Genomic DNA, 25,848 nt, shown 5'->3' with positions numbered 1-25,848 from the left:
AGTTCAGGCACTCGTTTGCCTGATCACGCTGGCCTGATGATCAGGCGGGTTTGACGAAGCTGTCGATCACGCGCTTGCGGCCCGAATGTTCGAAGTCGATCTCGAGCTTGTTGCCTTCCTGCGCCGCAACGGTGCCGTAGCCGAACTTTTCATGAAAAACGCGCGATCCTGTGGCGATGTCGGCGCGAGGCTTGGCAGCGAAGCTGGCGGCGCTGCGGGAGCTTTCGGCGACGCGCTTGGGTTTGGTGTCGAATTCCTGCGCGGCGGCTCGTTGCCAACCCGGGCCACGGGTGACAGTGCGCGAAGGCTGTGCGCGAGCGACGTCGGCGAAAGGATCGGCATGCTCCGACCACTGCGCCCGCCACAGGGACGCGCCGCCAGACAGGGTGGTTTCGGTTTCCACATGGTCGTCCGGTAATTCGGCCACGAAGCGCGACGGGATGGAACTGGTCCACTGGCCATAGATGCGTCGGTTTGCCGCGTGGAGGATCGTGCACTTGCGCCGGGCACGCGTGATGGCGACGTACGCCAACCGGCGTTCCTCTTCCAGGCTGGCGAGACCGCCCTCGTCCAGCGCACGCTGGGAAGGAAACACGCCTTCTTCCCAGCCCGGCAGGAATACGTTGTCGAATTCCAGCCCCTTGGCGGCGTGCATGGTCATGATCGTGACCTTTTCCTCGTCCGCTGCATTCTCGTTATCCATGACGAGGCTGACGTGTTCGAGGAAATCGCCGAGGCTGTCGTACTCTTCCATGGCGCGGGCGAGTTCAGCCAGGTTTTCCAGTCGCCCGGTTGCCTCAGCCGTCTTTTCGGCCTGCAGAGCGTCGGTATAACCACATTCGTCGAGCACAGTGCGGATCAGGTCGGAAGGTTTTTCCGTGGCAGACAGTTCGCGCCAACGCGCAAAATCTCGCATCAGCGCGAGAAACGTATTGCGCGGTCGCGCGGAAAGCTCGTCGCTGTCCGCGATCTGGATTGCGGCCATTGCGAGTGGGATGTTCTGGCGCCGGGCCAGCGTGTGTAGCGCCTCCAACGCCTTGGCGCCCAGGCCGCGCTTTGGGCTGTTGTAGATACGTTCGAAGGCGAGGTCGTCCTGCGGCTGGGCGATAACCCGAAGATACGCCAGCGCGTCGCGGATTTCGGCGCGCTCATAGAAACGAAATCCGCCGACGATGCGATATTTCATGCCGATCGAAATGAACCGGTCTTCGAACTCGCGCGTCTGGTACTGGGCGCGCACAAGGATGGCGATCTGGTCCAGTGGGGCGCCTTCACGCTCGATCCGCTCGATCTCCTCCCCCACGCGACGGGCTTCCTCGGGCCCGTCCCAGACACCGATGACATGCACCTTTTCGCCGGGATGACGCTCGGTCCACAATGTCTTGCCGAGCCGCTGGCTGTTCTCGTTGATGAGACCGGACGCGGCGGCAAGGATCTGCGGGGTGGAGCGATAGTTCTGTTCGAGCCGGATCACCTTGGCGCCGGGAAAGTCCTTTTCGAAACGCAGGATGTTAGCGACTTCCGCCCCACGCCAGGAGTAGATGGACTGATCGTCGTCACCCACCACGCAGATGTTCTGACGGCCTTGTGCAATCAGGCGCAGCCACAGGTACTGGACCTGGTTGGTGTCCTGATATTCATCTACCATCACGTATTTGAAGCGCTGCTGGTACTGCTCGAGCACTTCGCGATGCGTGCGCAAGATGTTCAACATGTGTAGCAGCAGATCGCCGAAATCGCAGGCGTTCACCGCTTTCAGGCGGTTCTGGTACAGCTGGTAAAAGTGCTGACCTTTGCCGTTGGCATAGGCCTCGCTTTCGCCGGCATCAATGTCCGCCGGGTTGAAGCCTCGGTTCTTCCAGCGATCGATGCACCCCGCAAGCTGACGGGCCGGAAAACGCTTTTCATCGACACCCTCTGCCACGATCAGCTGTTTGAGCAGGCGCAATTGATCGTCGGTGTCGATGATCGTGTAGTTCGATTGCAGTCCGACCAGTTCCGCGTGCCGCCGCAGCATCTTCGCCGCTACCGAGTGGAACGTGCCGAGCCATGGCATTCCTTCCACCGCCGGGCCGATCATGTGGCCGACGCGTTCGCGCATTTCGCGCGCGGCCTTGTTGGTGAAAGTCACGCACAGGATTTCGCTGGGCCAGGCGAGGCGGTTGCGAATCAAGTGGGCGAGCCGGGTGGTCAAGGCGGCCGTCTTGCCCGTTCCCGCGCCCGCCAGCATGAGTACAGGGCCCTCGGTAGTCATCACCGCGTCGCGTTGCGGTTCGTTGAGTCCCGCGATGAGCGCATCGGGGGAAGGGGGGGCTTGCAGATTGTTCACCGTGAACAACTAGGGAACGCCAAGTCTGGGCGCAAGTCTGCATGACGGTGTGTCTGGAACATTTCCGCCGGTGGTTCGTCGTTCCGTCAGCTAAAATAAATATCGGAGAGAACACATGCGTAAAATACTGCTCGCAGGATGCGCCGCGTTGACGATGATGAGCGTCCCCGCCGCGCTCCAGGCCCAGTCGGCCCCGATGACGGACGCACCCACCTCAACCGCCGCCGCCCCGACCATGACGCCAGCGCAGAAAGCAATGTATGATGCGTGGCCGGCAGCCCAGAAAACCGATTATGATGCCTGGCCAAACGACTACAAGGTCTATTACTGGTCACTCAACCCCGAGCAGCAGAAGGGATACTGGGCACTCACCGCAGACCAGCGTGGCCAGATCTACAAGATGACGCCGGAACAGCGCCAGATGGCGTGGAATTCCATCATGCAGCAGATGAATGGCCAGACGCCGACGACCCCTGCCGGGCAGGCAAATCCTTCGGGAGCAGGCATACCAGCCAGTGGCGCGCCGGATCCGCAAACTGCGGGACAGGCGGCTCTCACTACGATGCCAGCTGACCAGAATGATCAGAGCATGGCAGGCCAGGGCACGATGACCCCGCCGCCGGCTACTGCAATGGACAAGAAGTATCCGGTCTGCAGCAAGACCGTGACCGACAACTGCCGCAATCGCGGCGGCAAGTAACCTTGAAGCCCTTCGTCGTCCCGGCATTGCGTCCGGGACGACGTTTCAGGTTCTTTCGATGCGGCGAAGCAGATGCAGCCGCGCCTTGCCGACATCGCGCGCGGTTTCGGTTTCGAACCCGCGGATGACGACCTGCTCGCCCTTGCCGGTTTCGAGACTGACCCAGGTTCCTTCGCCGATCCAACCCAGCCGCGCCAGCTTGTCCACCGCGACAGCACCGGCGCCGCTTTCGTAGGGCGGGTCAAGCAGGACGAGATCGAGCGGTTCTTTCGCCGGTCCCAGCGCCATCACCGAACTTGCTCTAACATCGCTACGGTTTTGCGCCCGAAGATTGGCGATGTTGGTGCGGATGGCCCGGATCGCCGCCGCGTCCTGATCCACGAACAGGCAATGCGCCGCGCCGCGTGAAAGCGCCTCAAGCCCCAGCGCGCCGGACCCGGCGAACAGGTCGGCTACTTTCAGGCCCTCGAAATCGCCCAGTCGACTGACGAGCATCGAGAACAGGGTTTCCCGGGTTCGGTCGGCGGTGGGGCGAGTAGTATCGCCTTGCGGCGCGATCAGCTTGCGGCCGCGCCATTCACCTGCGACGATGCGGAGCGATCCGGTCAAGCCAGGCCTCCCGATGCCTTCCCTTCGCGCAACGAGCGGCGGAAGTTCTCAAGGTCCTTTTGCGCGACTTCACCCGCCGCGCCCTTGGGCAGATCGCCAAGGCGGAAGGGGCCGTAAGACACGCGAAGAAGGCGGCTGACCTGCAGGTCCAGCGCTTCCAGAACGCGGCGGACTTCGCGATTCTTGCCCTCGGTCAGGGTCATTTCGATCCACTGGTTGCGGCCGGTGCGCCGCTCCATGTTGGCGTTGATCTTGCCGTAGATCACGCCATCGACCTCGATGCCTTCCATCAGCTCTTCAAGGCGGCTCTGGGTGATGTCCCCGAATGTGCGTGCCCGGTAGGTGCGCGGAACCCCGGTGGCAGGCAGTTCCAGCTGCCGCTTGAACTCCCCGTCGTTGGTCAGCAGCAGCAGGCCTTCGGTATTAAGGTCCAGCCGTCCGATCGGCATCACCCGGCCAGCGCCATCAGGCAGCGCATTGCGAAGGGCGTTGTAGATCGTAGGCCGCCCGGCAGGGTCACGCTCGGCCGTGATCAGACCGGCGGGTTTGTGGAACAGGAACAGGCGAGTGCCTTCCGCCTCAGCCACCGGGTTGCCGTCAACGGTGACGCCCGCCAGGCTGGTCAGCACGGTGGAGGGCGTTTCGATCAGATCATCGCCCAGCCTCACACGGCCCTCGATGATCATCCGCTCCACTTCGCGGCGGCTGGCGACACCGGCACGGGCAAGCAGCTTGGCGATCCGTTCTCCTTCACGCGCGGGAAGCGCCGGGTTCTTCGGTGTCGGTGCTGCCGCGCGAGGTGCGGGACCGGGGTTCGAGATCGGGCGCGGACCACGCGATGGCTCGTTCCGGCCGTAGCGGTTGTCGCGACGATCGTCGCCGTAGCGGTTGTCGCGCCGATCATCGCCAAAGCGACTGTCGCGGGCAGGGCCGCGCGAATAGGTAGCGCGGGGTGCGCCATCGCGGGAACCGCCACGCGGCAGGTCATCGCGCGAATACTTGCCGCGCGGGGCGCTGTCCCTCGGCCCGGTGCGAAATGCGCCATCACGCGCAGGAGCATCGCGGGGACCATCCGCGCGGGGCCGGTCATCACGACGTGGCGGGCGAGGGCCATCGCGCCGGGCAGCCTCGTCCCGACCGATCTTTCCGCGGGGGGCATCGTCCCGCCGGAAATTGTCGCGAGGTCCGCCGGAGCGTGCAGCTCCGCGCGATCCACCCGAATTATACCGCGACCCATCGCCGCCCCGGGAAGCATCCTCACGCGGTCCCGCTCCACGCGAAGGCCCACCGCGCGGGCTGTCGTTGCGGAAGCCGCCGCTACGGGATTCGCCGGAGGACGAGCGATCGCGCGACGATCCGCCGCCGGATGGACCTTGGGGCGGACGGCCGCGGCCGGCGCCGCCGGACTTGCTGGGTGGTTTGGACATTCGAGCGCCCATAGCTGTTGATCGCCCTATCATCCAGCCTTCCCTTCACCGGAGGGGCCGCTAAGTTGCAGGCCGGTTCGCAATCAGGAGACAGGCGTGGACGCCGATAGCAGTTTGGAGCGTCGCAGCGTCCTGGGGGCCATCAAGCCCTATTTTGAGCGGGAATCGCTGGCGGCGTTCCTGTTGGGTCTGTCCTCGGGCTTTCCCTACGCCATGATCGGCGCCACGCTGACCACCCGGCTGGCGCAGAACGGGATCGACAAGAAGACGGTCACCGCGTTCACCCTGGCCTTCCTGGTCTACAATCTGAAAGTCTTCTGGGCCTGGATCATCGATGGTGTGCGCCTGCCGCTGCTGCACCGGGTGGGGCAGCGAGTTTCCTGGATGCTGGTGTGCGGGCTGGCGGTCATGGCGGCGGTGGTGAACCTCGCCCTCGTCAATCCATCCGCCGACATTGGCGCGACCGTGCTGGCCGCCGTGCTTGTCGGCGTGGCCGGGGCCAGCTTCGACATTGTAATCGACGCCTATCGGATCGAGACGCTCAAGCCCTATCAGCTTGGCACGGGATCGGGGATGAGCCAGTACGGCTGGCGGATCGGCTCTGCCGGGGCGGGCGCGCTGGCGCTGGTCCTGTCGGCCCGATACGGATGGAGTGTCGGGTACATGGCCTGCGCGGTGTTCGCGCTTCCAGCCATGCTCGCTGCCCTGTTCCTCGGAGAGCCTGAGCGCCGCAAGGTCGTCGTCGAGAAGAAAGGCGTGGCCGAAGTCTGGTCGTCGATCGTCGGCCCGTTTGTCGAGTTCTTTCGTCGCAACGGCGCATTTCTGGTGCTGCTGTTCATCCTGGTCCACAAGATCGGCGACACGCTGGCGAACCTTACTTTCCGGCTGCTGTTCAACGATCTTGGCTTCAGCAATGACGAGATCGCGATCTACGACATCGGCCTTGGTTTCTGGGCGTACATGATCGGCGTGTTCATCGGCGGCGTCGCCTATGCGCGCATGGGGTTGAAGCGATCGGTCATGCTGTCGCTGGTGCTGATGGGGGTTTCCAACATCAGCTTCGCGGCGCTGGCGGCGGCGGGCCACAGCAATTGGGGCATGGCTGGCGCCATCGGGTTCGAGAACATTGCCAGCGGCTATGGCGGGGTGGTGGTGATCGCCTATTTCTCGGCGCTGTGCGACCTTCGTTACACCGCATCCCAGTACGCCCTGATTTCGGCGGCGGCGAGCGTGGTGGGGCGGCTGCTCACCGGCACGACCGCCGGCGCGCTGATCGAGGCGCTGGGTTATGTGAACTTTTACCTGCTGACCACGCTTGCCGCCCTGCCGGGCATCGTGCTGTTCTGGTGGATGAGCCGTACCGGGCTGGTCGATCAAGCAATGGGGTCGGCAGGCGAAGTCGAAGTCTAGCGGCGTAAGCGGCGCGGAACGGTCAGTCCGGCCATTCCGCGTTTTGTGCCAGCACTGCTCCTGCGAGATACAGCGATCCGGCGATCAGGATGCTTCGCGGGTTGCGAGCCTCCAGTTCGCGCAGCGCGGTCGTCACATCAGGGGCGGTCCTGGCGTCCGGCGCCCATTCGGCGAACGACTCAGGCGGCAGGCAATCATGGCCCGGCACCGGGACGATCGTGACGCTTTCGACCAGCCGATTGAGCGGATCGAGAAGGGCGCCGGGATCCTTGCCTGCGATCATGCCCAGCACGAGCTGCGGCGCTATTTCCTGCTCCTGGAGAAACGCGGCTAGCGCCAGCCCTGCATCGCGGTTGTGTCCACCATCCAGCCAGACGGGAGTGCCGGGCACCAGTTGCGTGAGCGGGCCGTCAGCCAGTTTCTGCATCCGGGCGGGCCAATGCGCGGATCGAATGCCTTGCGCTATTGCAGCCGGATCGACCCGCAGCGTATCCTGTCTGCGAACCATCGCGACGGCCAGCGCCGCGTTGTCTGCCTGATGGGCTCCGGGCATCGTTGGCAGGGGCAGGGTGAGCGATCCGTCGCCATCCTCGAACCAGATGGCATCGCTGGTGGCGCGCGCATTCCAGCACTCGCCGCGCCAGAACAGCGGCACGTCATCCGATGCGGCGAGCGATTGCAGCACCGCCACCACGCTGGGCGGATAAGCCTGCGTCACCAGCGGGACATGGGCGCGGCGAATACCCGCCTTTTCGAACGCGATGCGTGAAAGCGGTTCGCCCGGCACATCCGCTTCCGGGGCGAGCAGGAAACGCTCGTGATCGATACCCAATGTGGCGATCCCGCACGCGAGGGGAGCGGGCAACACATTGGTCGCATCGAACCGGCCGCCAAGCCCGACCTCGATCACACAGGCATCGGCAGGGTGGCGAGAGAACGCCAGAAAACTGGCGGCGATCGTCACTTCGAAGAAGCTGACTTGAAGCCCGGCCGCAGCGTCCAGCACCTCATCCAGCAGCGATGCGAGTTCTGCGTCAGAGACAAGTTCGCCGGCTATGCGGATGCGTTCGTTGTAGCGCACGAGATGCGGGCTGGTGATCGCGTGAACCTTGTAGCCCTGCGCTTCCAGGATCGCTCGCAAGTAAGCGCAGGTCGATCCTTTGCCATTCGTCCCGGCCACATGAAAAGCCGGGGGTATCGCCAAGTGCGGATCGCCCAGCCTGCCTAGCAGCGCCCGGATCGCGTCCAGTCCAATTCGGCCCTGCGGTAACGACAGCGCCGCGAGACGGTCCAGCTGCTTCTGGACGGCAGGCGCATCCGATACCGCGAAGTCGCGCATCAGCGCGCCGAATGCACCGCTTGCGCCAGCGCGGCGGTCAAGGCCCACAAAGGCTCGGCGGCGTTGTCTCCATGCTGCTTCACCAGATCCACCAGCGCAGAGCCGACGACGACGCCGTCCGCCACTTTGGCGATAGCGGCCGCCTGTTCGGGCGTGCGAACGCCGAAGCCGACGGCGACCGGAATCTTGGAGGCAGCTTTGAGCCGCGCCACAGCCTCATCGATGGAGCTTTGTGCCGCCTGCTGCATTCCGGTGATGCCCGCGACGGACACGTAATACAGGAACCCGGATGAACCCTCCAGCACGGCGGGCAAGCGCGCGCTGTCCGTCGTCGGCGTGGCCAGGCGGATGAGGGAGACGCCCTTCTCACGCAGGGCCGGACCCAGATCGGCGTCTTCCTCGGGCGGTATATCGACGCAGATGACGCCGTCGACGCCCGCCTTCTCGCATTCGGCGGCGAACCATTCGGGGCCGCGCACAGTCATCGGATTGGCATAGCCCATCAACACCAAGGGCACTTGCGGATGGCGCGCACGGAAGGCCGCCGCAATGGCGAAGATGTCAGCGGTGCGCGTTCCTTTGGCGAAGGAGCGCAGGTTCGCTTCCTGAATCGCGGACCCATCGGCCATGGGGTCGGTGAACGGCATGCCCAGCTCGATCACGTCCGCGCCGCCTGCAACCAATGCGTCGAGGTTCGCAGCGGTGTCCCCGTCGCCGCCAGTGATGAAGCAGACGAGCGCCGGGCCTTTGGCGAAAGCGGTTTGGAAGCGGGTCATCAGGAAAACAGCGTCTTTCCGGAAAAGCGGAGGATGGCGGCGGTGAGGCCGATGAAGATGGCGAGATAAGCGAGGCTCACGCCGATGGCGCCCCAGTCACCGCGAAACGCGAACGACCAGAAATAGCCGGCGCCTGACAGATCGAACGAGCGCGCGCGGACCAGATCGGCCAGCACTTTCATCGCCGGGAACACTGCCATCCACAAAATGGCGGCGTCGATCAGCGAGCGTTGCCACCCGCCTTTCTTCAAAGCTCTGCCCCCAGGGCCTCGGCGACGGTGAAGATGTCCTTGTCGCCGCGGCCCGACACGTTGACGACAAGGATCTTGTCCTCGTCCATCTCGCTCGTCAGCTGGGGCAGGGCAGCCAGCGCATGGGCGCTTTCGAGAGCAGGGATGATGCCTTCCAGTGCGCAACACAGCTGGAACGCCTCGAGCGCCTGATTGTCCGTGATCGGCACATAGCGCACACGCCCGCTTTCATGCAGCCACGAGTGCTCTGGCCCGAGGCCCGGATAATCCAGGCCGGCGCTGATCGAATGGGCCTCGGTGATCTGGCCGTCCTCATCCTGCAGCAGGTAGGTCTTGTTGCCGTGCAGGATGCCCGGCTTGCCACCGGTGAGACTGGCGGCGTGTTGGCCCGTCTCCACGCCATGGCCGGCCGCTTCGATCCCGACCATTTCGACTTCGGGATCGTCAAGGAAAGGGTGGAAGATGCCGATCGCATTCGATCCACCGCCCACGGACGCGACGAGCATATCGGGAAGGCGACCTTCCGCCTCCATCATCTGCTCACGCGTTTCGTTGCCGATCACGCTCTGAAAATCGCGAACGAGTTCGGGGTAAGGGTGCGGACCGGCGGCGGTGCCGATGATGTAGAACGTGTCGTGGACGTTGGCGACCCAGTCGCGCAGCGCCTCGTTCATCGCGTCCTTGAGGGTTTCCGCGCCGCTGGTAACTGGCTGAACTTCCGCCCCGAGCAGCTTCATGCGGAACACGTTCGGCTTCTGGCGCTCAACGTCCTTGGCGCCCATGAAGATCGTGCAGGGCAACCCGAAGCGAGCAGCGACCGTGGCGGTGGCGACGCCGTGCTGGCCGGCTCCGGTCTCGGCGATGATGCGGGTCTTGCCCATCCGCATCGCCAACAGGATCTGTCCGACGCAATTGTTGATCTTGTGCGCGCCGGTGTGATTGAGGTCCTCGCGCTTGAAGTAGATCTTCGGACCCTTGCCATCGGGCGCGAGCTTCCGAAAATGCTCGGTGATGCGGGGCGCGGGATACAGAGGGCTGGGCCTGCCGACGAATGTCTTGAGCAGATCGTCGAACTCGGCCTGGAAAGCCGGGTCCAGTTTCGCCGCCCGGTATTCCTTTTCCAGGTCCAGGATAAGCGGCATCAGCGTTTCGGCCACATACCGTCCGCCGAACTGGCCGAAATGGCCGGTCGCATCGGGCAGGGAGCGCAGCGAATTCACGGGCGGTTGTGCTGTCATGATACGGGCGCTTGGCAGACGCTTCGATTCTTGTCCAGAAGCCATAGCGAGAGTTCGCGCAGCCCCCGCCCGCCTTGGTCGTCCGCGATCGATTTTCAATTGCTAATTCCGCAAGCGGCTGGCTCCAAAAACAACAATCCCTGCGCGCGCTGGTTTTGTGACGGTTTGATGGCATCCCGAGAATATCGTTCATTTGGCGGCAAGGTCGCCACGCTCACTGGCCGCGCACCCGGTGAGGGCCGGGACACAAGATACTGGAGTTATGTATGCGTATTGCACTCGTTTCGCTCGCCGCTGTCGCCGCCATGGCCGCCGCAGCTCCCGCATTCGCCAATGAAGCCCGCGTGGAAGCGCGCGGCGGCGTGATCTGGAACGGCAGCGACAGCGAAGCGACGGCGGGCGTCGCCGCTGGTTACGATTACGACCTGTCGGACAATTTGTTCGTCGGCGTCCAGGGCTCGGCCGACAAGATCCTCACCAGCAACACCCGCGTCTCCTGGGGCGCCGGCGGCCGTGTTGGTGTCAAGCTGAACCCGGCGACCAAGGTCTATGCGCTGGCTGACTGGCAGTCGAAGAACACCCGCTTCGGCAACAGCGCCGTGGGCGTCGGTGGGGGCGTGCAGCGCGATCTCGATCAACGCTACTACGTCAAGGCTGAGTACCAGCACCTGCTGGTGGGCGACAACACGCCCGATGCCGATCGCGGGCTGGTGGGCCTCGGCGTCAAGTTCTGATCACCGGCGATCCGATCCGCTGCATGTCCCGAGTCGGCGGCGTCGGTGACCGATGATTACACGAGGGAAAGGGCGGTTCGGCAACGGGCCGCCCTTTTTCGTGAAGTCTACGTACCGGCAGAACGGACCGCGGCGCAGAAGGCAGCGATCCGGGCTTCATCCTTTTGGCCCGGCTCGCTTTCCACGCCCGACGATGCATCGACGAGCGGTGTGCCGGTCACCATTATCGCCTGGCCCACATTTTTGGCGTCGAGGCCGCCCGCCAGTCCCCAAGCGGTTTGCCCTTTGTAAGCGCTCAACAATGTCCAGTCGAAGCTGAGCCCCATTCCACCTGGCAGGGAGCCTTTGGGCGTTTTGGCGTCAAATAGAATGAGATCCACCGCGTCGGCGTAAGCCGTGGCATGATGAATGTCCCGGGCCGTTGCAACGGGAAGAGCCTTCCACACCGGAATGCCGAACCGCGCTCGCAATTGGGCGGCTCGTTCGGGTGTCTCCTCACCATGCAATTGAATGGCGTCTAGGGCGGCGGCGGCGACAGCTTCGCCTATGGCATCGTCGGCGGGATCGACGAACAGCCCAACACGACCCACTCGCCCTTGTGCCTGTTGGGAAAGAGACGACGCCTGCTTTGGGGTTACCGCCCGTGGGCTTTTCGGAAAGAACACAAATCCGACATAGGCAGCGCGGGCTTTGACCACTGCTTCGAGCGCGTCCGGTGTGGAAACACCACAGATTTTGATTGCCGCTGCCGGCATTGGCCCACCTCTTATGTCTGAACGTCGATGGGGCTATGTAGCGAGAAGGTTGGGCGCGACAATGGGCAGGTTGCGCGCCGCCACGCTGGGCAGGCGGCGCGCATACCGCCGATCAGGGGGCCAATTCGAACTGGACGGTCACATTCACTTTCGTCTCGAGTTCGCCGGCAGCGACTGAAGAACCAGTGACCATTACATCGGCAGACTGCTTGCGCGCATACATCACGGGCTGGGGGACGTACCCGCTGGACTCACTGATAGAGACGATCCTCGCTACTCGCAGACCAGCCGCGCTGGCATAAAGATCGGCGCGGGCACGGGCCGATTTCATGGCAGCCGTGCGCGCTTCATTCTCGGCCGCGTCTGGAGCGAAGAGCATGAACGACGGACCGTTCACCTGATTGGCACCGGCCGTGACCAGCGCATCGATGACCTTGCCCATGTCAGCCAGCTTGCGCTGCTTCACATTAACGGAGTTGTTCGCCTGATAGCCGACGATCCGCTGGGGACCGTCCTCGTAATTGCCATCCGGCAGACGCTTCGGCTGCGCATAAACCGGGCTGACGCTTAGGTTGCTGGTTTGCACGTCACGGTCGGGGATACCCGCGCGCTTCACTGCGGCGAGGACCTTGTTCATCTGGGAAGAGTTGGCGGCCAGCGCTTCGGTCGCCGTAGCCCCTTGGGTGGTAACGCCTGCGGTGTAGGTAGCCAGGTCGGGTTCGCGGGCGGAGGATCCCTCGGCGGTCACCGTCAGCAAGGTATGGCCTGCCTCGATCGCCGGCACAGGTCCAACCTGCTGAGCGGCGGCTGGGATCGCGGGGATCATGGCCGCGCCAAGGGCAGTGGCTGCGAGGAAGTTCAGGCTTTTCATTCCGGTCGTTCTCCATCGATCAGGATCAGGAACAACGACTTGGATGCCCGGAGGTTGCCTTCGGCTGAACGACGGAACGAGCCAAGGTTAAGGCGAAACGAACTTCGAAGCTTACAGCGTTGCCTCAATTGCGCGGGCAGCTGCGAGGGGGTCTTCCGCGCGACTGATCGGGCGGCCGATCACCAGGACGCTGGCGCCGGCGTCGCGCGCTTCCCTCGGTGTGACGATGCGCTTCTGGTCGCCCTTGCTGGCAGCAGACTTGCCATCGGCCGGACGCAGGCCTGGGACCACGAAATAGCCATCCTTCCACTGCTTGTGCACGGCGCCCACTTCGTGCCCGGAGCACACGATACCGTCGAGACCGGCGGCATGGGCCAGGTCGGCAAGGCGCAGGGCCTGCGCGTGCGGATCGGCATCAGTCACGCCGATCGCGGCGAGATCATCGCCATCCAGGCTGGTCAGCACGGTAACGGCAACGACCTTGCAGTTTTCGCCAGCCGCAGCCTTGGCATCCTCCATCATCGCGCGGCCACCCGCCGCGTGAACGGTGACGATTGACGGCTGAAGCACATGGATGGCCTGCATTGCACCGGCCACGGTATTGGGAATGTCGTGCAGCTTCAGATCAAGGAAGATCGGCAGCCCCAGTTTGTGCAGTTCATGAATGCCATGGTGCCCGTGCGCGCAAAAGAATTCCAAGCCCAGCTTTATCCCGCCCACATGCCCGGCGACCTTTCGCGCCAACGCTTCGGCAGCGTCGAGGCGGGGAAGATCGAGGGCAAGATAGACGGGATTGTGGTTCATGGCTGCAAAGGTTCCGGACGGGTTTCAAGGGGACTGACCGGCACGGGTTCTCCGGACGGCGTGGCGAGATTGGAGGTCGACGTGGCGCGCAGCGAGTTTTCCAGGCTGGCGATGCGACGGTTCAGGCGCCAGCGCACGGCGCGCAGGTAGAGCCAGACCGGTAGCATACCGAGCACGAAAAACAGCAGCGCCAGGAAACCGACCGGCCAGTCGAAATGGATATAGTTGCCGTTTTCCAGCGGCCAGAAATTCACCGGCGCCCGGTTCCAGTTCATCGCCACGAAGGCGACGAGAACGGCCGTGGCAACGATCCACGCTATGGTGCGGATGACTTGCATTGAACCTCCTGCTTTCCCCCGCCGGACTTACTGATGCTAGGCATGAAATCCGGGCAAGGAAAGAGGTTGCCTGCAATCGCGTCAGGCTCCTTCGGCCAACGCCGAGCGAGCCTGACGATCATTCCCTTTTTGCGGTGACGGTTGCCGCGTCAGTTACCAAATACGCGCGCGAATATCGTGTCCACATTCTTGAAGTGATAATCGAGGTTGAATTTGTCCTCGATGACTTCGGCCGGTAGTGCAGCGGCAACGTCGGCGTCTGCTTTCAGCAGTTCCAGAAGCGACAGCTGACCGTCCGACTCCCAGACTTTCATCGCGTTGCGCTGGACGAGCCTATAGCTTTCATCGCGAGACAGGCCAGCTTGCGTGAGAGCCAGCAGAACGCGCTGCGAGTGAACGAGACCGCCCATGCGATCGAGGTTCTTTTGCATGCGCTCGGGATACACCAGCAGCTTGTCGATCACTCCGGTCAGACGACCAAGGGCGAAATCGAGCGTAATGGTGGCGTCGGGTCCGATAAAGCGTTCAACCGAAGAGTGCGAAATGTCCCGCTCATGCCAGAGCGCTACGTTCTCCATCGCTGGCACGACGGCCGATCGGACGACGCGGGCAAGGCCGGTCAGGTTTTCGGTCAGAACGGGGTTGCGCTTGTGCGGCATCGCCGAGGAGCCTTTTTGCCCGGGCGAGAAATATTCCTCTGCTTCGAGCACTTCAGTGCGCTGCAGGTGGCGAACTTCGACTGCCAGGCGTTCGATCGAGCTGGCTATCACGCCGAGCACCGCGAAGAACATCGCGTGACGATCACGCGGGATCACCTGGGTGGAGACCGGCTCGATACCCAGGCCCATCTTGTCCGCTACGTATTCCTCGACGGCGGGATCGACATTCGCGAAAGTACCCACTGCGCCAGAGATAGCGCACGTCGCAACGTCTTCTCGTGCCGCGACGAGCCGGGCGCGACAGCGGGAGAACTCGGCATACGCCTCGGCCATCTTGAGGCCGAACGTCACCGGTTCCGCATGGATGCCATGACTGCGACCGATCGTTGGCGTGTACTTGTGCTCCTCCGCCCGACGCTTGATGGCTGCGAGCAGGGCATCGAGGTCTTCCAGCAGGATGTCTGCCGCTTTCACCAACTGCACGTTGAGCGTGGTGTCGAGAACGTCGGAACTCGTCATGCCCTGATGCATGAAGCGGGCTTCGGGGCCGACCTGCTGTGCGACCCAGTCCAGGAAGGCGATCACGTCATGCTTGGTAATTGCCTCGATCGCGTCGATAGCGGCCACGTCGATCGTCGGGTTCGTTCCCCACCAATCCCATAACGCCTTGCCTGCGCTGGGCGGGACGGTGCCCATCTCACCCATCTTCACGGCGGCATGAGCCTCGATCTCGAACCAGATGCGGTAACGTGCTTCGGGTTCCCAGATCGCGGTCATCGCGGGGCGGGCGTAGCGGGGGACCATGTTCGACTCCTAAGGCTGACGCACGGGCCGCTAGGCGGGCTGGGCGGGAAACGCAAGCGTGAGGCCCCTGAGAACAGGCAAGGAGCCGCCGTCTGCTTGTTGCCGGGAAGCAGCCGTCGGATGTGGAGCAGGTACTAATATTAACCAATTACAGCCAAGGCTACGTTCACACGCAAAACACTTTGATACCCGGGGCCAAATTCAAGGCATCTAGAATGATCAGGATCAGGACCATTGTTGCGCCCCTCATCAGCGCGCTGCTTTGTTTTGCGATTGCGGTCGCGATGATCAGACTGCTGAGTTTTGACCGAAATCTCGCGTCGGTATGGCCTGCCAATGCAGTGGTCGTGGCTCAGCTGATCGGGCGGAGCCGAGGCGAATGGTGGCGCTTCATTGTCGGTGCGTTTGTGGCCATCATGGCCGCTGGCATCATCACCCGAGGCACCCTGATCGCACCCCTCGGCTTCGCGATCGCAAATTGTTTCGAGATATTGCTTGCTGCTTGGCTGCTACGTAGCGCTGTGGACGGAGACGGCCGATTATTGCATCGTCACGCCTCCGTCGGCCGCTTCGCCATCTTCGCAGGTCTGATCGCGCCGGCTTGTGGAGCGACCTTGGGGGCACTGGTCGCGAACATGGCATATGGCCTGTCTTTCGGGGGCTCGCTGGTCACCAAATTCAGTGCCGATTCGCTCGGGCTTCTAATCTTCACACCGTTTTTCTATGGCCTGTTCCGCGGCGACTATCTGGCAAACATCCGGGCGACTGACTGGAAGGAGCGAGCCAGGATACTGGCGCTCTACAGCGCTGTGCTCATCGTAAGCGCGGCCGTGTTCTGGCAGGATCGGTTCCCCATCCTATTCATGCCGCTCGCGCCGCTTATGCTGCTGTCGTTCCGCCAAGGGTGGCTGGGAACCAGCCTGGGCGTGATGATGCTGGCGGTCGTGGGGGGCGTTGCGACATTTTACGGGCATGGACCGGTCACTCTTTCCGGCGGGGACATGGGGATGCACATGGTATTCCTGCAGGTCTATCTGGGTACCGTCCTGGTCGTAATGATGCCGGTGGCGGCGGCTCTTGCGACACGGCGCGACCTGATTGACCGGTTGAGTGAAAGTGAGAGGTCGCTCAAGCTGCTGGCTGATCGCTCTTCCATCGTCCTTTTGCGTTTTTCGGACGATGGCTCATGCACGCGGGTAGTGGGCAACGCCCGATTGCTGCTGGGAGAGAGATCCGAATTTCTGCCGGGTGCGCATCTTGGGGAGCTTGAGCAACCCATGGGCGATCAGTTCTTCGCCGCGCATCTCCAGGCGGCCGATTCTGACGGACCTGTTACGGTCGAGGTGGAACGACCTGGGCTGGGGTGGGTGGAGGCCACTTTCCGGGCCGAACGCGACGAACAAGGGTTGATGACGGGCTCTGTAGCGACGTTAACGAACGTCACCGCTCGAAAAGCGCGAGAGGGTGAACTCGCGCGCCGTGCGGAAACCGATGAACTCACCGGACTGATCAATCGCGCCGGATTCCTGCGCCGCTTCGACACGGCATTGGCTGAGCCGCCGAGCGATGGAATCAGCATAGCGCTGATTGATGTCGATCGCTTCAAATCTCTGAACGACGAACTGGGTCATGTGGCCGGCGATGCCGCGCTGGCTGAAGTAGGCCGCCGGATTGCGGGGAACCTGCGGTCCAGTGATCTTGTGGCTAGACTGGGCGGCGATGAATTTGTGGTGCTGCTCGGGACGGCGAACCCCCAAGTGGCACGGGAGATCTGCATGCGCATCGTCGCCAGCGTATCAGCCCAGCCCGTGCAATTGCCGCTGGGTGGAGAGGCCCAAGCCCAGATCAGCTGTGGTCTGGTCCATCGCATGCCGGGTCAAGACGGCATCGATCTTCTCAACCGCGCCGACATGGCCCTGTACGAAGCCAAAAGGGGCGGGCGTAACCGGCTTATCGCGGCTTAGGTATTTAGATCAGGCCTTTCGCGCGTAGCGAAACATGGCCCTCGCGACCGATAACGACATGATCGTGAACGGTCACGCCGAGCAATCGGCCCGCCTCAGCGATGCGATTGGTGACTTCGATGTCGGCGCGGCTCGGCTGGGGTGAGCCGGACGGATGGTTGTGCACGAGGATAAGGGCGACGGCGCCAAGATCCAGCGCACGGCGAATCACTTCCCTAGGATGGATCGCCGCTTCATCGATCGATCCCTCGCCCACCAGATCGTCCAGGATCAGCATGTTGCGCGTGTTCAGATAGAGTACGCGCACCCGCTCTACGGTAAGGTGCGCCATGTCGATCGTCAGGTAATCGATCAACGCCTGCCATGACCCAATGACGGGGGCTTCCCGCACTTTCTGGCGCGCCATTCGAGTCGCGGCCACCGTGACGATGCGTAGGGCGGCCGCAGTGGCCTGCCCCATGCCGGGATGCGCTGCCAGGGTGCGTGGGTCCGCCTGCAGGACGCCTGCCAACGATCCGAACCGCTGCAGCAGGCTTCGCGCCAATGGCTTCATGTCGCGCCTCGGAACCGCCTGCATAAGCAGTAGTTCGATGACTTCATGATCACCAAGGGCTTCGGTTCCGCCCTCCAGAAGTCGCTTCCGAAGGCGGGTTCGGTGACCGCTTGGATCATTGCCGGCATCGACCGGGGGCGGCGCATAGGGGCCAGCATTGGCCTCGAATAAGGAGTTCTGGTCGGACATAGCGTGCGCAGGCAATTGCCTTTCTCGCTCGGCCAGCGCAAGTGATGCAGCGGATGGCGCAAGAGCACGACCAGTTGCAGGATGGCGGAGAGGTTGCAAGTGGGACGGCCCGCGCGCCGGCACTTCGCGTGCGTTGGCGGGGGCCGGTCATCGTCGTCGGGACGATACTTGTCATTGCGATGGGGGCCGCCTGGCTCTCACGCAAGGAAATTGCGGACAATCTGATCCAGCAGCAACTCGACGCGATGAACCTGCCGGCACGGTACGATATCGTCAGAATCGGCCCGTCCGAACAGGTCATCCGCAACCTGTCGATCGGCGATCCCGCGAATCCGGACCTTACCGTGTCGGAACTGCGCATTTCCACCCGGCTCTACTGGGGGTTGCCGGGCATTGGACGCATCACCTTGGTGAGGCCGCGCCTTTATGGCAAATTTTATCGTGGAAAACTAAGCTTCGGCAGTCTCGATAAAGTGCTGTTCGGGGGGGCGGGCGGTCCATTCACCATGCCTGACCTCGACGTGGGCATCGTCGATGGCCGTGCGCTTATCAACAGCGATCTGGGACGCGTCGGCGTAAAGCTGGCTGGCAAGGGTGCTTTGCGCGGCGGTTTCTCGGGTGAAGTGGCGGCAGTGGCGCCGACCATCGCCGTCCGCGGATGCTCGGCTGGACGGACCACACTGTACGGGAAACTGACCATAGCATCGGCCAAGCCGCGTTTCGTCGGGCCGATCCGAACTCAAGGCCTCGCGTGCCCCGATCGGAACGCCCGACTTGCGCAAGCCGGCGTCCAGCTTGACCTCACGCTGGATGAAGCGCTGGACGGCGGTGAGGGCAAGGCAGGACTGTCGGCCGGTAATGGCCGGTACGGAGCGAACGCAGTGGCCGGCTTGTCGGCGAGCGGGCGTTTTACCTATCGAAAGCGGGCGTTGAGCAGCACGTACAAGATTGCGGCCCGCCGCGTGTCGACCCCGCAGACGAGCATGGATAGCCTCGGTTTCGATGGCTGGGTGCGCTCTACGGGCGGATTGGCGCGCTTCGATGTCGAAGGGGACCTGGAAGGCAGCAATGTTGCTCTCGGCCAGCAGATCGATCGTGAGCTACGACGCGCCCAGCGGGCAGGCGTAGGCACCTTGGTAGACCCGATCATGGCGAAAATGCGCAATGCATTGCATCGCGAATCGCGGGGCAGCACGCTCGACGCCAATGTCTTGGTGCGCCGTTCACAGGGGCGCCTCAGTCTGGTGGTGACGCGAGGTGCTCTGCGCGGTGGAAGCGGCGCATCGCTCCTGTCTTTGTCACGCATCCAGGCGCTGTTTGCTGGGAAAGGGGAGGACGAACCCCCTCACGTCACCGGAAATTTCACGACGGGTGGCAAGGAACTGCCCAAGATCTGGGGGCGGATGGAAACGGCCCCCGGTGGCCGTCTCACGATGCAGATCGCCATGCCGGATTACCGCGCCGGTCCGGCGTTGATCGGCGTCCCGCGCCTGTCCCTGACCCAAGACCGGGACGGAACGCTGGGCTTTACCGGGCAAGTGCTGCTGGGCGGCGCTGTTCCGGGCGGCTCTGCGCGCAACCTGCTCGTACCTGTCGACGGGAAGTGGTCGGGCAATGGAAAGCTGGCGGTCTGGCGAGACTGTGTCGACGTGCGTTTCGACGAATTGCGGTTCGCCAACCTCACGATCGACAAACGAGCGCTGACGATCTGCCCATCGCGAGGGGCAGCCATCGTCGAAGGGACATCGGAAGAGGTTTCATTCGGTGCCGGGGCGACGTCGCTGACATTGGCGGGCAAGCTGGGGCAAACGCCCATCCGGATCGCGAGCGGGCCAGTCGGCTTTGCTTCGGGGAGGGGGCGCCCTGGTGCCTTGCGCGCCAGCGATGTTAGGGTTTCGCTCGGACCGGCACAGACCGCCTCCCATTTTTCGATCAACCGCATCGCCGCGCGCGTCGGAAAAGACATCGCGGGAAGTTTTGATGAGGCGGATATTGCTCTGGCGGCGGTGCCACTAGACATGAAGCAGGCGTCAGGAGAATGGCGCTATGCGGGCGGCGTTCTTTCGATCGACAAGGCGGGATTTGCGCTGGTCGACCGTCAGCCGGTCGGTCGTTTCCAACCTCTAGTCGCGCGTGATGCAAGCCTGCGCCTGGCGGACAATCGCATCGTTGCCAATGCGTTGCTGAGGGAGCCATCCAGCGACCGGCAAGTAGTGAGGACCACGATTACCCACAGTCTGGCCAACGCGACTGGGCATGCCGACCTAGTTGTCGATGGCGTTATTTTCGACAAGCGATTGCAGGCTGACACGCTGTCGCGATCGATGCTCGGCGTCGTTTCCGGTCTGAAAGGACTGGTGAAGGGCACCGGTCGGATTGATTGGACCCCTGACGTGGTGAAGAGCCGTGGAAGGTTTTCAACCGACGGTGTGGATTTTGCCGCTGCCTTTGGGCCGGTGAAGGGATTATCGGGCGAAGTTGTCTTCACCGATCTGCTGGGGCTGGTCACCGCGCCGAAGCAGACCGTCCACATCGCGTCCGCCAACCCTGGCATCGAAGTGACCGATGGCACGCTGTCGTATGCGATGCTGCCGGGCTACCGGCTACAGATCAATGGCGCGCAGTGGCCGTTCATGGACGGTACGCTCAACCTGGATCCCGCTCATATGCAGATTGGTGTGGCGGAGACGCGGCGATACACCTTGAGGGTGACGGGCCTCGACGCCGCAACCTTCATCCAACATCTGGAGTTGGAGAATATCAGCGCTACCGGCACGTTCGATGGCGAGATGCCGCTGATATTTGACGAGAATGGGGGGCGGATCGAACACGGCTTCCTGTTGAGCCGCCCACCTGGCGGAATTGTCGCCTATAACGGAGCGCTGACGTACAAGGACCTGTCGGCGATGGGTAATTTTGCGTTCGATGCGCTTAAGTCGGTGAACTACAAGCACATGGAAATCGGCTTGGGCGGCTCACTTTCGGGCGAGATACTGACGCGGATCAGCTTCGATGGCCTTAGCCAGGGCAAGGGCGCGAGTAAGAATTTTATCACCAAGCAGATCGCCAAGCTGCCGATCCGCTTTGTGCTCAATATCAGGGCTCCGTTCTTCAGTTTATTCGGATCGATGCGCTCCTTGTACGATCCTAACTTTGTCACTGACCCGCGAGAAATAGGGCTGCTCGACTCGGACGGTCGCCGTCGCGAATCGGGTCTTGACGCAACTGTCATCCCCTCCACGCCTCCGCCCGTCTCCATTCAGCCTCCAGTCAGCGAGAAAAGATGATGTTGCCGTGTGAATTGACCGGAAGCGCGCTGGCTGCGAGATACCCGACCATGCAGGATGGTCCATCTCAACAGCAACTGGTGTTTTCAAGGTCCGGAGGGCGCGCCGTTCGCGCTTGTAAATTTGGCGTGATGCTGATGGCCGCATCGGTAGCGTTGGGACTTTGCGGGTGCATACAGGTTGCTGCTCCGGACAAGCCCATCGTCATCGAACTGAATATCAACATCCGGCAGGAAGTGGTCTATCGTCTGGCGGCTGATGCGGCCAAGACCGTGGAGCAGAACGAAGGTATATTCTGATGACCAGCATCCGTCTCATCGGCGCAGCAGTCGCCACTATCCTGATGGCTTCGGGCCTTATTTCGGCTCATGCCGAAGGTCGCAGTCCGGCCTATAATGCCGCGCGCGCCGCCGGGCAGGTGGGCGAACAGACGGACGGTTATCTGGGCGTAGTGGGAGGGCAAAGCGCGGATATCGCAGCCATGGTGCGCGATCTCAACAATCAGCGCCGCGCCGTCTATACGAATGCATCATCCGGAAAGAGCACCATCCAGGAATATGCGTTCACTACCGGCTGCAAACTCATTCGCGACACGAAACCGGGCGAAAAGTATCAGGGTCTCGACGGCTCATGGAAAACGCGTGGCGCGAGCGCGCCGGAGTTGGATCCACGCTGCCCCTGAATGCCGCAGCGGTTTCGATTGTCCGCACGGTGATAAAGTGTGGTTTCGAAGCTTTGTCGGATGATGGCTATCCCGGTCCAACCTGACATCAACATTATCAGGCTGCAGGAACGATATGTTTTTGCAGCCTTTTTGCGCAATCGCTTATCAAAGCAGCAACGCGCGTTGGCCGAAATGGCTTCTCAAACCTTTCCGCGACAGGGAAGCATGGCCAATCGCTGCCGACAATGTAGTCCAGACGACCTCGGTATCCGTCACCTATGGTTGACTCGGGAAAACGGCCACCCTAAGGGGGCGGCGCTCTTGGCGGGCAGCCGTTGTTTGTGTCTTGCGTTCTTGTTGTCGTAGATGAGGACCCTGACATGACCGACGAGCCTTCCGCCCAAGACCCTGTAGGCGAGGATGCGCGCATCGACTCTCTCGACGGAAGGCTGAAAGCCCTCCGCGATAAGGAAGAGGAGCGTAACCGACCGAAAGCAGGTGCGGAGACTGATGCGAGCTATCGCCTTGGGAACCGCGTTCTTTCGGAACTTCTGGGGGGGCTTGCGGGTGGATTGTTCCTGGGATGGTTGATTGACCATTTCGCTGGAACATCGCCCTGGGGTCTGATGGTAATGCTGTTCGTCGGAATTGGCATTGCTTTCAGAAACATAATCCGGATTACGAACCGGCGCCCGGACTGAACCGTTGCCATCGCTGCGGGACTGTTAAGGGGCGCTGCCGTTCATTGGCGACAGGGAAATTCGCGTGGCAGCCGAAGCAAAGCTCGATCCGATGCACCAGTTCCAGCTGCAAAAGCTGGCGGGCGCGGACTGGAACATTGCCGGTTACAACATTGCCTTCACCAATAGTGCACTATGGATGGGTATCGCGACGCTCGCGCTCATCGTTTTCGTGGCTGGCGGGATGAAGCGCCAGGTAGTGCCCGGCCGTTGGCAGATGGCGGTGGAAACATTCACCGGCTTCATCGACGGTATGCTGGCTGCGAACGTCGGCAAGGCCGGCAAGAAGTATGTCCCGTACATTTTCTCGCTGTTCATGTTCATCCTGTTCGCCAACTTCTTGGGCCTGATGCCGCTTGGCGTCGTTGGCGTGCACCCATTCACCTTTACCAGCCACTTCTCGGCAACCGGTGTTCTGGCGGTGCTCTCCTTCGCCATCGTGCTGATCGTTGGCTTCGGGAAGCATGGCCTGCACTTCTTCTCGCTTTTCGTGCCCCATGGTACGCCAGTGCTGATGATCCCGATCATTTTTGTGGTCGAGTTGATCTCGTTCCTGGTACGCCCATTTAGCCTCGGCCTGCGACTGTTCGTTGCCATGATGGCAGGGCACGTTCTTCTTGAAGTGCTGTCCAGCTTCGTCATCAGCGGCGGCAACGCCGGACCGGCTCTGTTCGTCATTGCCGGCATTCCCAGCTTTGTGCTGATGGTTGGCATTTGCGCCTTGGAACTGCTGGTTGCCGGTATCCAGGCTTACGTTTTCGCACTTCTCACCTGCGTCTATCTGAACGACGCCGAGAACCTTCACTGATCTTTTTTCGCCAACACGGGTTTACCAAAGGGAGTTTTTGAAATGGACGCAGAAGCTGCAAAGCTGCTCGGAGCTGGTTTCGCTGCAATCGGCGCCGGTCTGGCCTCGATCGGCGTGGGCAATGTTTTCGCAAAGTTCCTCGAAGGCGCGCTGCGCAATCCGGGCGCTGCTGATGCCCAGCAGGGCCGCCTCTTCATCGGCTTCGCCGGTGCAGAGCTTCTCGGCCTGCTTTCGTTCGTCATTGCCGCGCTGCTGATCTTCGCCTGATCCCAGCGTCAACCAGATTGATCCGGTCGCCTGAACCCTTTGGTCAGGCGACCGGGTTTTCCTGGTTCAAGATTTTTACGGCTTCCTCGAGACAGGGCTGATCAATGCCTCAGATCGCACAGCTAGGCGAATTCTACTCAAGCCAGATCTTCTGGCTGCTCGTCTTCTTCGGCATCACTTTCTTTGTCGTCGGACGTGGAATGGTGCCTAAGGTGATGGACACGGTCGCGACCCGCGACAAGCAGATCGCCGACGACCTCAAGGCGGCCGAAGCCGCACGCGCACAGGCGAACGCGGAAGAAGCCGCCTGGCGTGCGCGCGAAAGCGCAAATCGCACTCAGGCGCAGGGTATGATCGCGGATGCCCGCGCAAAAGCCGCAACCGCTACCGCGCAGCGCCTTGCTGAAGCACAGGCCAGCATCGATGCAACTATCTCGAGCGCCGAAAGCCGCATCGTGGAAGCCCGTCGTTCGGCGGCCGCCGAAATCGAAAACGTCGCTGCCGACGCTACGCGCGATATCGTCAGCCGTATCGCTGGACTGTCGCTCGATGATGCTGCCGTGCGTGGCGCCGTAAGGGAGAATCTGATCCATGGCTGATCCTAATCTGGCCGTAGAACAGGGCATTCAGCATGAGGGCGCCGAAGTGACTGGCGCCAATGCTCATGAGGGCGCGTCTGTGCATCACGCTGAGCCGCTCCTGATGGGCTTTGCTCCCCCGGTTGCGATCGTCAGCACCTCGATGATCGTGCTGCTCGCTATCTTGGCATGGAAGGGTGTGCCCAAGCTTCTCGCAGGGGGGCTCGACTCCAAGATTGCCGAAATCAAGGCGCAGCTCGCAGAAGCGAAGTCCTTGCGTGCCGAGGCGGAGGCCTTGCGCCAGGAATATGCCAACAAAATTGCGGGTGCCGAGAAAGACGCGGCTTCGATGATTGATCATGCGCGTCATGAAGCGGAGGCAATCATCGCAAAGGCAAAAAAGGACACGGCGGATGTCGTCGTCCGGCGTGAGAAGATGGCCAGGGACAAGATCTCTGCGGCTGAATTCTCGGCTGTCACCGAGCTGCGTAACCAGGCTGCTGCGGCAGCTGCAGCAGCTGCGAGGGGATTGATTTCGGCAAACCATACCGCTGATGCTGATCGCGCATTGGTTGATAAGGCAATCGCCGGAATCTGATCGGTTCCTCCACACAATTATAGATTAGCCCTCGTCGTCCCGGCGGGGGCTTTTTCTTATGCATGCTCCCAGCAAGCGTCGTCTGGAGTGACGAGGGGCAAATCTTTACGAGAGCGTTTGACGCGGCGCTGGCAAGCTATAGGCTCACCTTCCAAAGCGAATGGAGAGGTGATTCATGTTCGTAAAGTTCACTGGCGCGGATCGTACGGCGACATCGGTCAACGCGGCTCAGGTCACTTTCATTTCGCAAGTTACCGGCGGAACGCGCATTCGGTTTGGAGAAGGCCGTGCGGTGACGGTGGTCGAGCCGCTTGAGGAAGTGATGGAACGCCTCAACCACACACTGTCGTTTCCGAATACCTGAGGCGTTCAGAAACCGTCCTTTGCTGATCGCAAAGCTGCGAATGTAGCGACCGGATCATGCGGGTTGTCGTTCGGCGCCCAGCGGGATTGAATGGCTTGCTGATCAGCCCGGAGGAATGGGTTAGTAGTCAGTTCCCTTTCCAGTTTGGCGGGGACGGTGGGTAGACCCTTGGCGCGTCGCCTGTCGATCTCTTCGGCATAGGCCTGAAGTTCAGCATTTTCGGGATCGGCGTGTAGCGCGAACTTGGCGTTTGATGCGCTGTATTCATGCGCGCAGTATATCATCGTCGCGCCGGGCAGTGCCTTGAGGCGCTGGAGTGATGTCCAGAACTGGGCCGGTGTCCCTTCGAACATTCTGCCACAGCCGAGGGCGAATAGAGCGTCACCGACGAACGCCAGGCAGGCACCGGGCAGATGATACGCAATATGCCCGGCGGTGTGTCCGCCGACGTCAATGACGTGCGCCTGGCGATCGCCGATGGCGACAATGTCGCCTTGCCCCACGGTTCGATCAACCCCCTCAATCTTGGCGGCATCGTTAACAGGCGCGGTAATACGGCAACCCGTGGCGGACTTGATTGCAAAGTTTCCACCCGCGTGATCGGGGTGCCAGTGGGTATTCCAGATCTGGGTGATCTGCCACCCCTTGTGCGCTGCTTGTTTCAGATACTCGCCAGCATCAGGGGTATCGATGCAAACGGTCTCGCCGCTGTCGCTGTCATGAAGCAGGAAGCCATAGTTGTCGGATAGACATGGGAATTGGTGAACCTCGAGCATTTGACCTCTCCTTCTC

The 25,848-nt window shown here is 62.1% G+C and carries 27 protein-coding genes; 13 read left to right on the top strand and 14 right to left on the bottom strand.

From position 1 onward, the window contains the following. Window positions 1-40 precede the first annotated feature (40 nt). Entirely contained in the window at window positions 41-2,329 is a 2,289-nt protein-coding gene (locus ACZ1JM_RS09710) for an ATP-dependent helicase (RefSeq protein ID WP_465134611.1), read from the bottom strand. A 115-nt stretch (window positions 2,330-2,444) separates the two neighbouring features. Between ACZ1JM_RS09710 and ACZ1JM_RS09705 the strand changes: the two genes are divergently transcribed. Beyond that, window positions 2,445-3,029 (top strand): hypothetical protein, encoded by a 585-nt coding sequence (locus tag ACZ1JM_RS09705; protein WP_465134610.1) that lies wholly within the window; start codon window positions 2,445-2,447, stop codon window positions 3,027-3,029. A gap of 45 nt (window positions 3,030-3,074) precedes the next feature. Here the strand turns inward: ACZ1JM_RS09705 and rsmD are convergent, their stop codons facing one another. Together rsmD and ACZ1JM_RS09695 are read right to left on the bottom strand one after the other, a co-directional pair. Then, the gene (gene rsmD, locus ACZ1JM_RS09700; protein ID WP_465134609.1) at window positions 3,075-3,638 is read right to left on the bottom strand and encodes a 16S rRNA (guanine(966)-N(2))-methyltransferase RsmD; all 564 of its coding nucleotides are present in this window, start codon (window positions 3,636-3,638) and stop codon (window positions 3,075-3,077) included. Further along, a complete protein-coding gene (locus ACZ1JM_RS09695; RefSeq protein WP_465134608.1) occupies window positions 3,635-5,065 on the bottom strand; it encodes a pseudouridine synthase in 1,431 nt (476 codons plus the stop codon). Before ACZ1JM_RS09695 ends, rsmD begins: the two co-directional genes overlap by 4 nt. Before the next feature lie 96 nt (window positions 5,066-5,161). Between ACZ1JM_RS09695 and ACZ1JM_RS09690 the strand changes: the two genes are divergently transcribed. Then, window positions 5,162-6,475, top strand: coding sequence for an AmpG family muropeptide MFS transporter (locus ACZ1JM_RS09690; RefSeq protein ID WP_465134607.1), 1,314 nt, complete (start codon window positions 5,162-5,164; stop codon window positions 6,473-6,475). Window positions 6,476-6,497: 22 nt separating this feature from the next. Here the strand turns inward: ACZ1JM_RS09690 and ACZ1JM_RS09685 are convergent, their stop codons facing one another. Genes ACZ1JM_RS09685 through trpB form a run of 4 tightly spaced genes read right to left on the bottom strand, consistent with a single transcriptional unit; the run spans window position 6,498 to window position 10,079 of the window. After that, a complete protein-coding gene (locus ACZ1JM_RS09685; protein WP_465135028.1) occupies window positions 6,498-7,814 on the bottom strand; it encodes a bifunctional folylpolyglutamate synthase/dihydrofolate synthase in 1,317 nt (438 codons plus the stop codon). Further along, the gene (gene trpA / locus ACZ1JM_RS09680; protein WP_465134606.1) at window positions 7,814-8,590 is read right to left on the bottom strand and encodes a tryptophan synthase subunit alpha; all 777 of its coding nucleotides are present in this window, start codon (window positions 8,588-8,590) and stop codon (window positions 7,814-7,816) included. The genes ACZ1JM_RS09685 and trpA overlap by 1 nt, the downstream gene beginning before the upstream one ends. Further along, window positions 8,590-8,841, bottom strand: coding sequence for a hypothetical protein (locus ACZ1JM_RS09675; protein WP_465134605.1), 252 nt, complete (start codon window positions 8,839-8,841; stop codon window positions 8,590-8,592). Before ACZ1JM_RS09675 ends, trpA begins: the two co-directional genes overlap by 1 nt. Further along, a complete protein-coding gene (gene trpB / locus ACZ1JM_RS09670; RefSeq protein ID WP_465134604.1) occupies window positions 8,838-10,079 on the bottom strand; it encodes a tryptophan synthase subunit beta in 1,242 nt (413 codons plus the stop codon). The genes ACZ1JM_RS09675 and trpB overlap by 4 nt, the downstream gene beginning before the upstream one ends. A gap of 266 nt (window positions 10,080-10,345) precedes the next feature. On the opposite strand from trpB, the gene ACZ1JM_RS09665 reads away from it, so the two are divergent. Then, a complete protein-coding gene (locus ACZ1JM_RS09665) occupies window positions 10,346-10,813 on the top strand; it encodes an outer membrane protein (RefSeq protein ID WP_465134603.1) in 468 nt (155 codons plus the stop codon). A gap of 107 nt (window positions 10,814-10,920) precedes the next feature. Here the strand turns inward: ACZ1JM_RS09665 and ACZ1JM_RS09660 are convergent, their stop codons facing one another. From ACZ1JM_RS09660 to purB, 5 genes are all read right to left on the bottom strand, one after another. Continuing rightward, the gene (locus ACZ1JM_RS09660) at window positions 10,921-11,568 is read right to left on the bottom strand and encodes a phosphoribosylanthranilate isomerase (protein WP_465134602.1); all 648 of its coding nucleotides are present in this window, start codon (window positions 11,566-11,568) and stop codon (window positions 10,921-10,923) included. 112 nt (window positions 11,569-11,680) lie between these two features. Further along, entirely contained in the window at window positions 11,681-12,439 is a 759-nt protein-coding gene (locus tag ACZ1JM_RS09655) for an SIMPL domain-containing protein (RefSeq protein ID WP_465134601.1), read from the bottom strand. Between the two features lie 111 nt (window positions 12,440-12,550). After that, window positions 12,551-13,243 carry an orotidine-5'-phosphate decarboxylase gene (gene pyrF / locus ACZ1JM_RS09650; protein ID WP_465134600.1) on the bottom strand — a complete coding sequence of 231 codons (693 nt, stop codon included), beginning with the start codon at window positions 13,241-13,243 and terminating at the stop codon, window positions 12,551-12,553. Then, window positions 13,240-13,581 (bottom strand): LapA family protein, encoded by a 342-nt coding sequence (locus ACZ1JM_RS09645; protein ID WP_465134599.1) that lies wholly within the window; start codon window positions 13,579-13,581, stop codon window positions 13,240-13,242. The genes pyrF and ACZ1JM_RS09645 overlap by 4 nt, the downstream gene beginning before the upstream one ends. Window positions 13,582-13,730: 149 nt before the next feature. Then, the gene (purB, locus tag ACZ1JM_RS09640) at window positions 13,731-15,044 is read right to left on the bottom strand and encodes an adenylosuccinate lyase (protein WP_465134598.1); all 1,314 of its coding nucleotides are present in this window, start codon (window positions 15,042-15,044) and stop codon (window positions 13,731-13,733) included. Window positions 15,045-15,328: 284 nt separating this feature from the next. Here purB and ACZ1JM_RS09635 point away from each other — a divergent pair, with 284 nt between their 5' ends. Continuing rightward, window positions 15,329-17,008 carry a sensor domain-containing diguanylate cyclase gene (locus ACZ1JM_RS09635; protein WP_465134597.1) on the top strand — a complete coding sequence of 560 codons (1,680 nt, stop codon included), beginning with the start codon at window positions 15,329-15,331 and terminating at the stop codon, window positions 17,006-17,008. A gap of 4 nt (window positions 17,009-17,012) precedes the next feature. On the opposite strand, the gene radC is transcribed toward ACZ1JM_RS09635, so the two are convergent. Next, window positions 17,013-17,750 (bottom strand): RadC family protein, encoded by a 738-nt coding sequence (gene radC, locus ACZ1JM_RS09630; protein WP_465134596.1) that lies wholly within the window; start codon window positions 17,748-17,750, stop codon window positions 17,013-17,015. Between the two features lie 53 nt (window positions 17,751-17,803). Between radC and ACZ1JM_RS09625 the strand changes: the two genes are divergently transcribed. The 9 genes from ACZ1JM_RS09625 (at window position 17,804) to ACZ1JM_RS09585 (ending at window position 25,056) form a co-directional block, all read left to right on the top strand. Then, entirely contained in the window at window positions 17,804-21,037 is a 3,234-nt protein-coding gene (locus ACZ1JM_RS09625; protein WP_465134595.1) for an intermembrane phospholipid transport YdbH family protein, read from the top strand. 137 nt (window positions 21,038-21,174) lie between these two features. After that, window positions 21,175-21,336, top strand: coding sequence for a YnbE family lipoprotein (locus ACZ1JM_RS09620; RefSeq protein ID WP_465134594.1), 162 nt, complete (start codon window positions 21,175-21,177; stop codon window positions 21,334-21,336). After that, window positions 21,336-21,719: a YdbL family probable chaperone protein gene (locus ACZ1JM_RS09615; RefSeq protein WP_465134593.1), complete on the top strand. Its 384-nt coding sequence runs from the start codon at window positions 21,336-21,338 to the stop codon at window positions 21,717-21,719. Before ACZ1JM_RS09620 ends, ACZ1JM_RS09615 begins: the two co-directional genes overlap by 1 nt. Before the next feature lie 362 nt (window positions 21,720-22,081). After that, window positions 22,082-22,402 (top strand): AtpZ/AtpI family protein, encoded by a 321-nt coding sequence (locus ACZ1JM_RS09610; RefSeq protein ID WP_465134592.1) that lies wholly within the window; start codon window positions 22,082-22,084, stop codon window positions 22,400-22,402. 64 nt (window positions 22,403-22,466) lie between these two features. Continuing rightward, window positions 22,467-23,249: a F0F1 ATP synthase subunit A gene (locus ACZ1JM_RS09605; protein ID WP_465134591.1), complete on the top strand. Its 783-nt coding sequence runs from the start codon at window positions 22,467-22,469 to the stop codon at window positions 23,247-23,249. A gap of 42 nt (window positions 23,250-23,291) precedes the next feature. Beyond that, entirely contained in the window at window positions 23,292-23,516 is a 225-nt protein-coding gene (locus ACZ1JM_RS09600; RefSeq protein WP_008833283.1) for a F0F1 ATP synthase subunit C, read from the top strand. 104 nt (window positions 23,517-23,620) lie between these two features. After that, entirely contained in the window at window positions 23,621-24,115 is a 495-nt protein-coding gene (locus ACZ1JM_RS09595; RefSeq protein WP_465134590.1) for a F0F1 ATP synthase subunit B family protein, read from the top strand. Then, a complete protein-coding gene (locus ACZ1JM_RS09590) occupies window positions 24,108-24,692 on the top strand; it encodes a F0F1 ATP synthase subunit B family protein (protein WP_465134589.1) in 585 nt (194 codons plus the stop codon). Before ACZ1JM_RS09595 ends, ACZ1JM_RS09590 begins: the two co-directional genes overlap by 8 nt. A gap of 175 nt (window positions 24,693-24,867) precedes the next feature. After that, window positions 24,868-25,056 (top strand): hypothetical protein, encoded by a 189-nt coding sequence (locus tag ACZ1JM_RS09585; RefSeq protein ID WP_465134588.1) that lies wholly within the window; start codon window positions 24,868-24,870, stop codon window positions 25,054-25,056. 5 nt (window positions 25,057-25,061) lie between these two features. Here the strand turns inward: ACZ1JM_RS09585 and gloB are convergent, their stop codons facing one another. Further along, window positions 25,062-25,832: a hydroxyacylglutathione hydrolase gene (gene gloB / locus ACZ1JM_RS09580; protein WP_465135027.1), complete on the bottom strand. Its 771-nt coding sequence runs from the start codon at window positions 25,830-25,832 to the stop codon at window positions 25,062-25,064. Window positions 25,833-25,848 lie beyond the last annotated feature (16 nt).

Source organism: Novosphingobium sp. BL-S-24 (genome assembly GCF_055521575.1).
The sequence above is the reverse complement of the archived record's forward strand: the minus strand, read 5'-3'. Positions and strand labels throughout refer to the sequence as shown.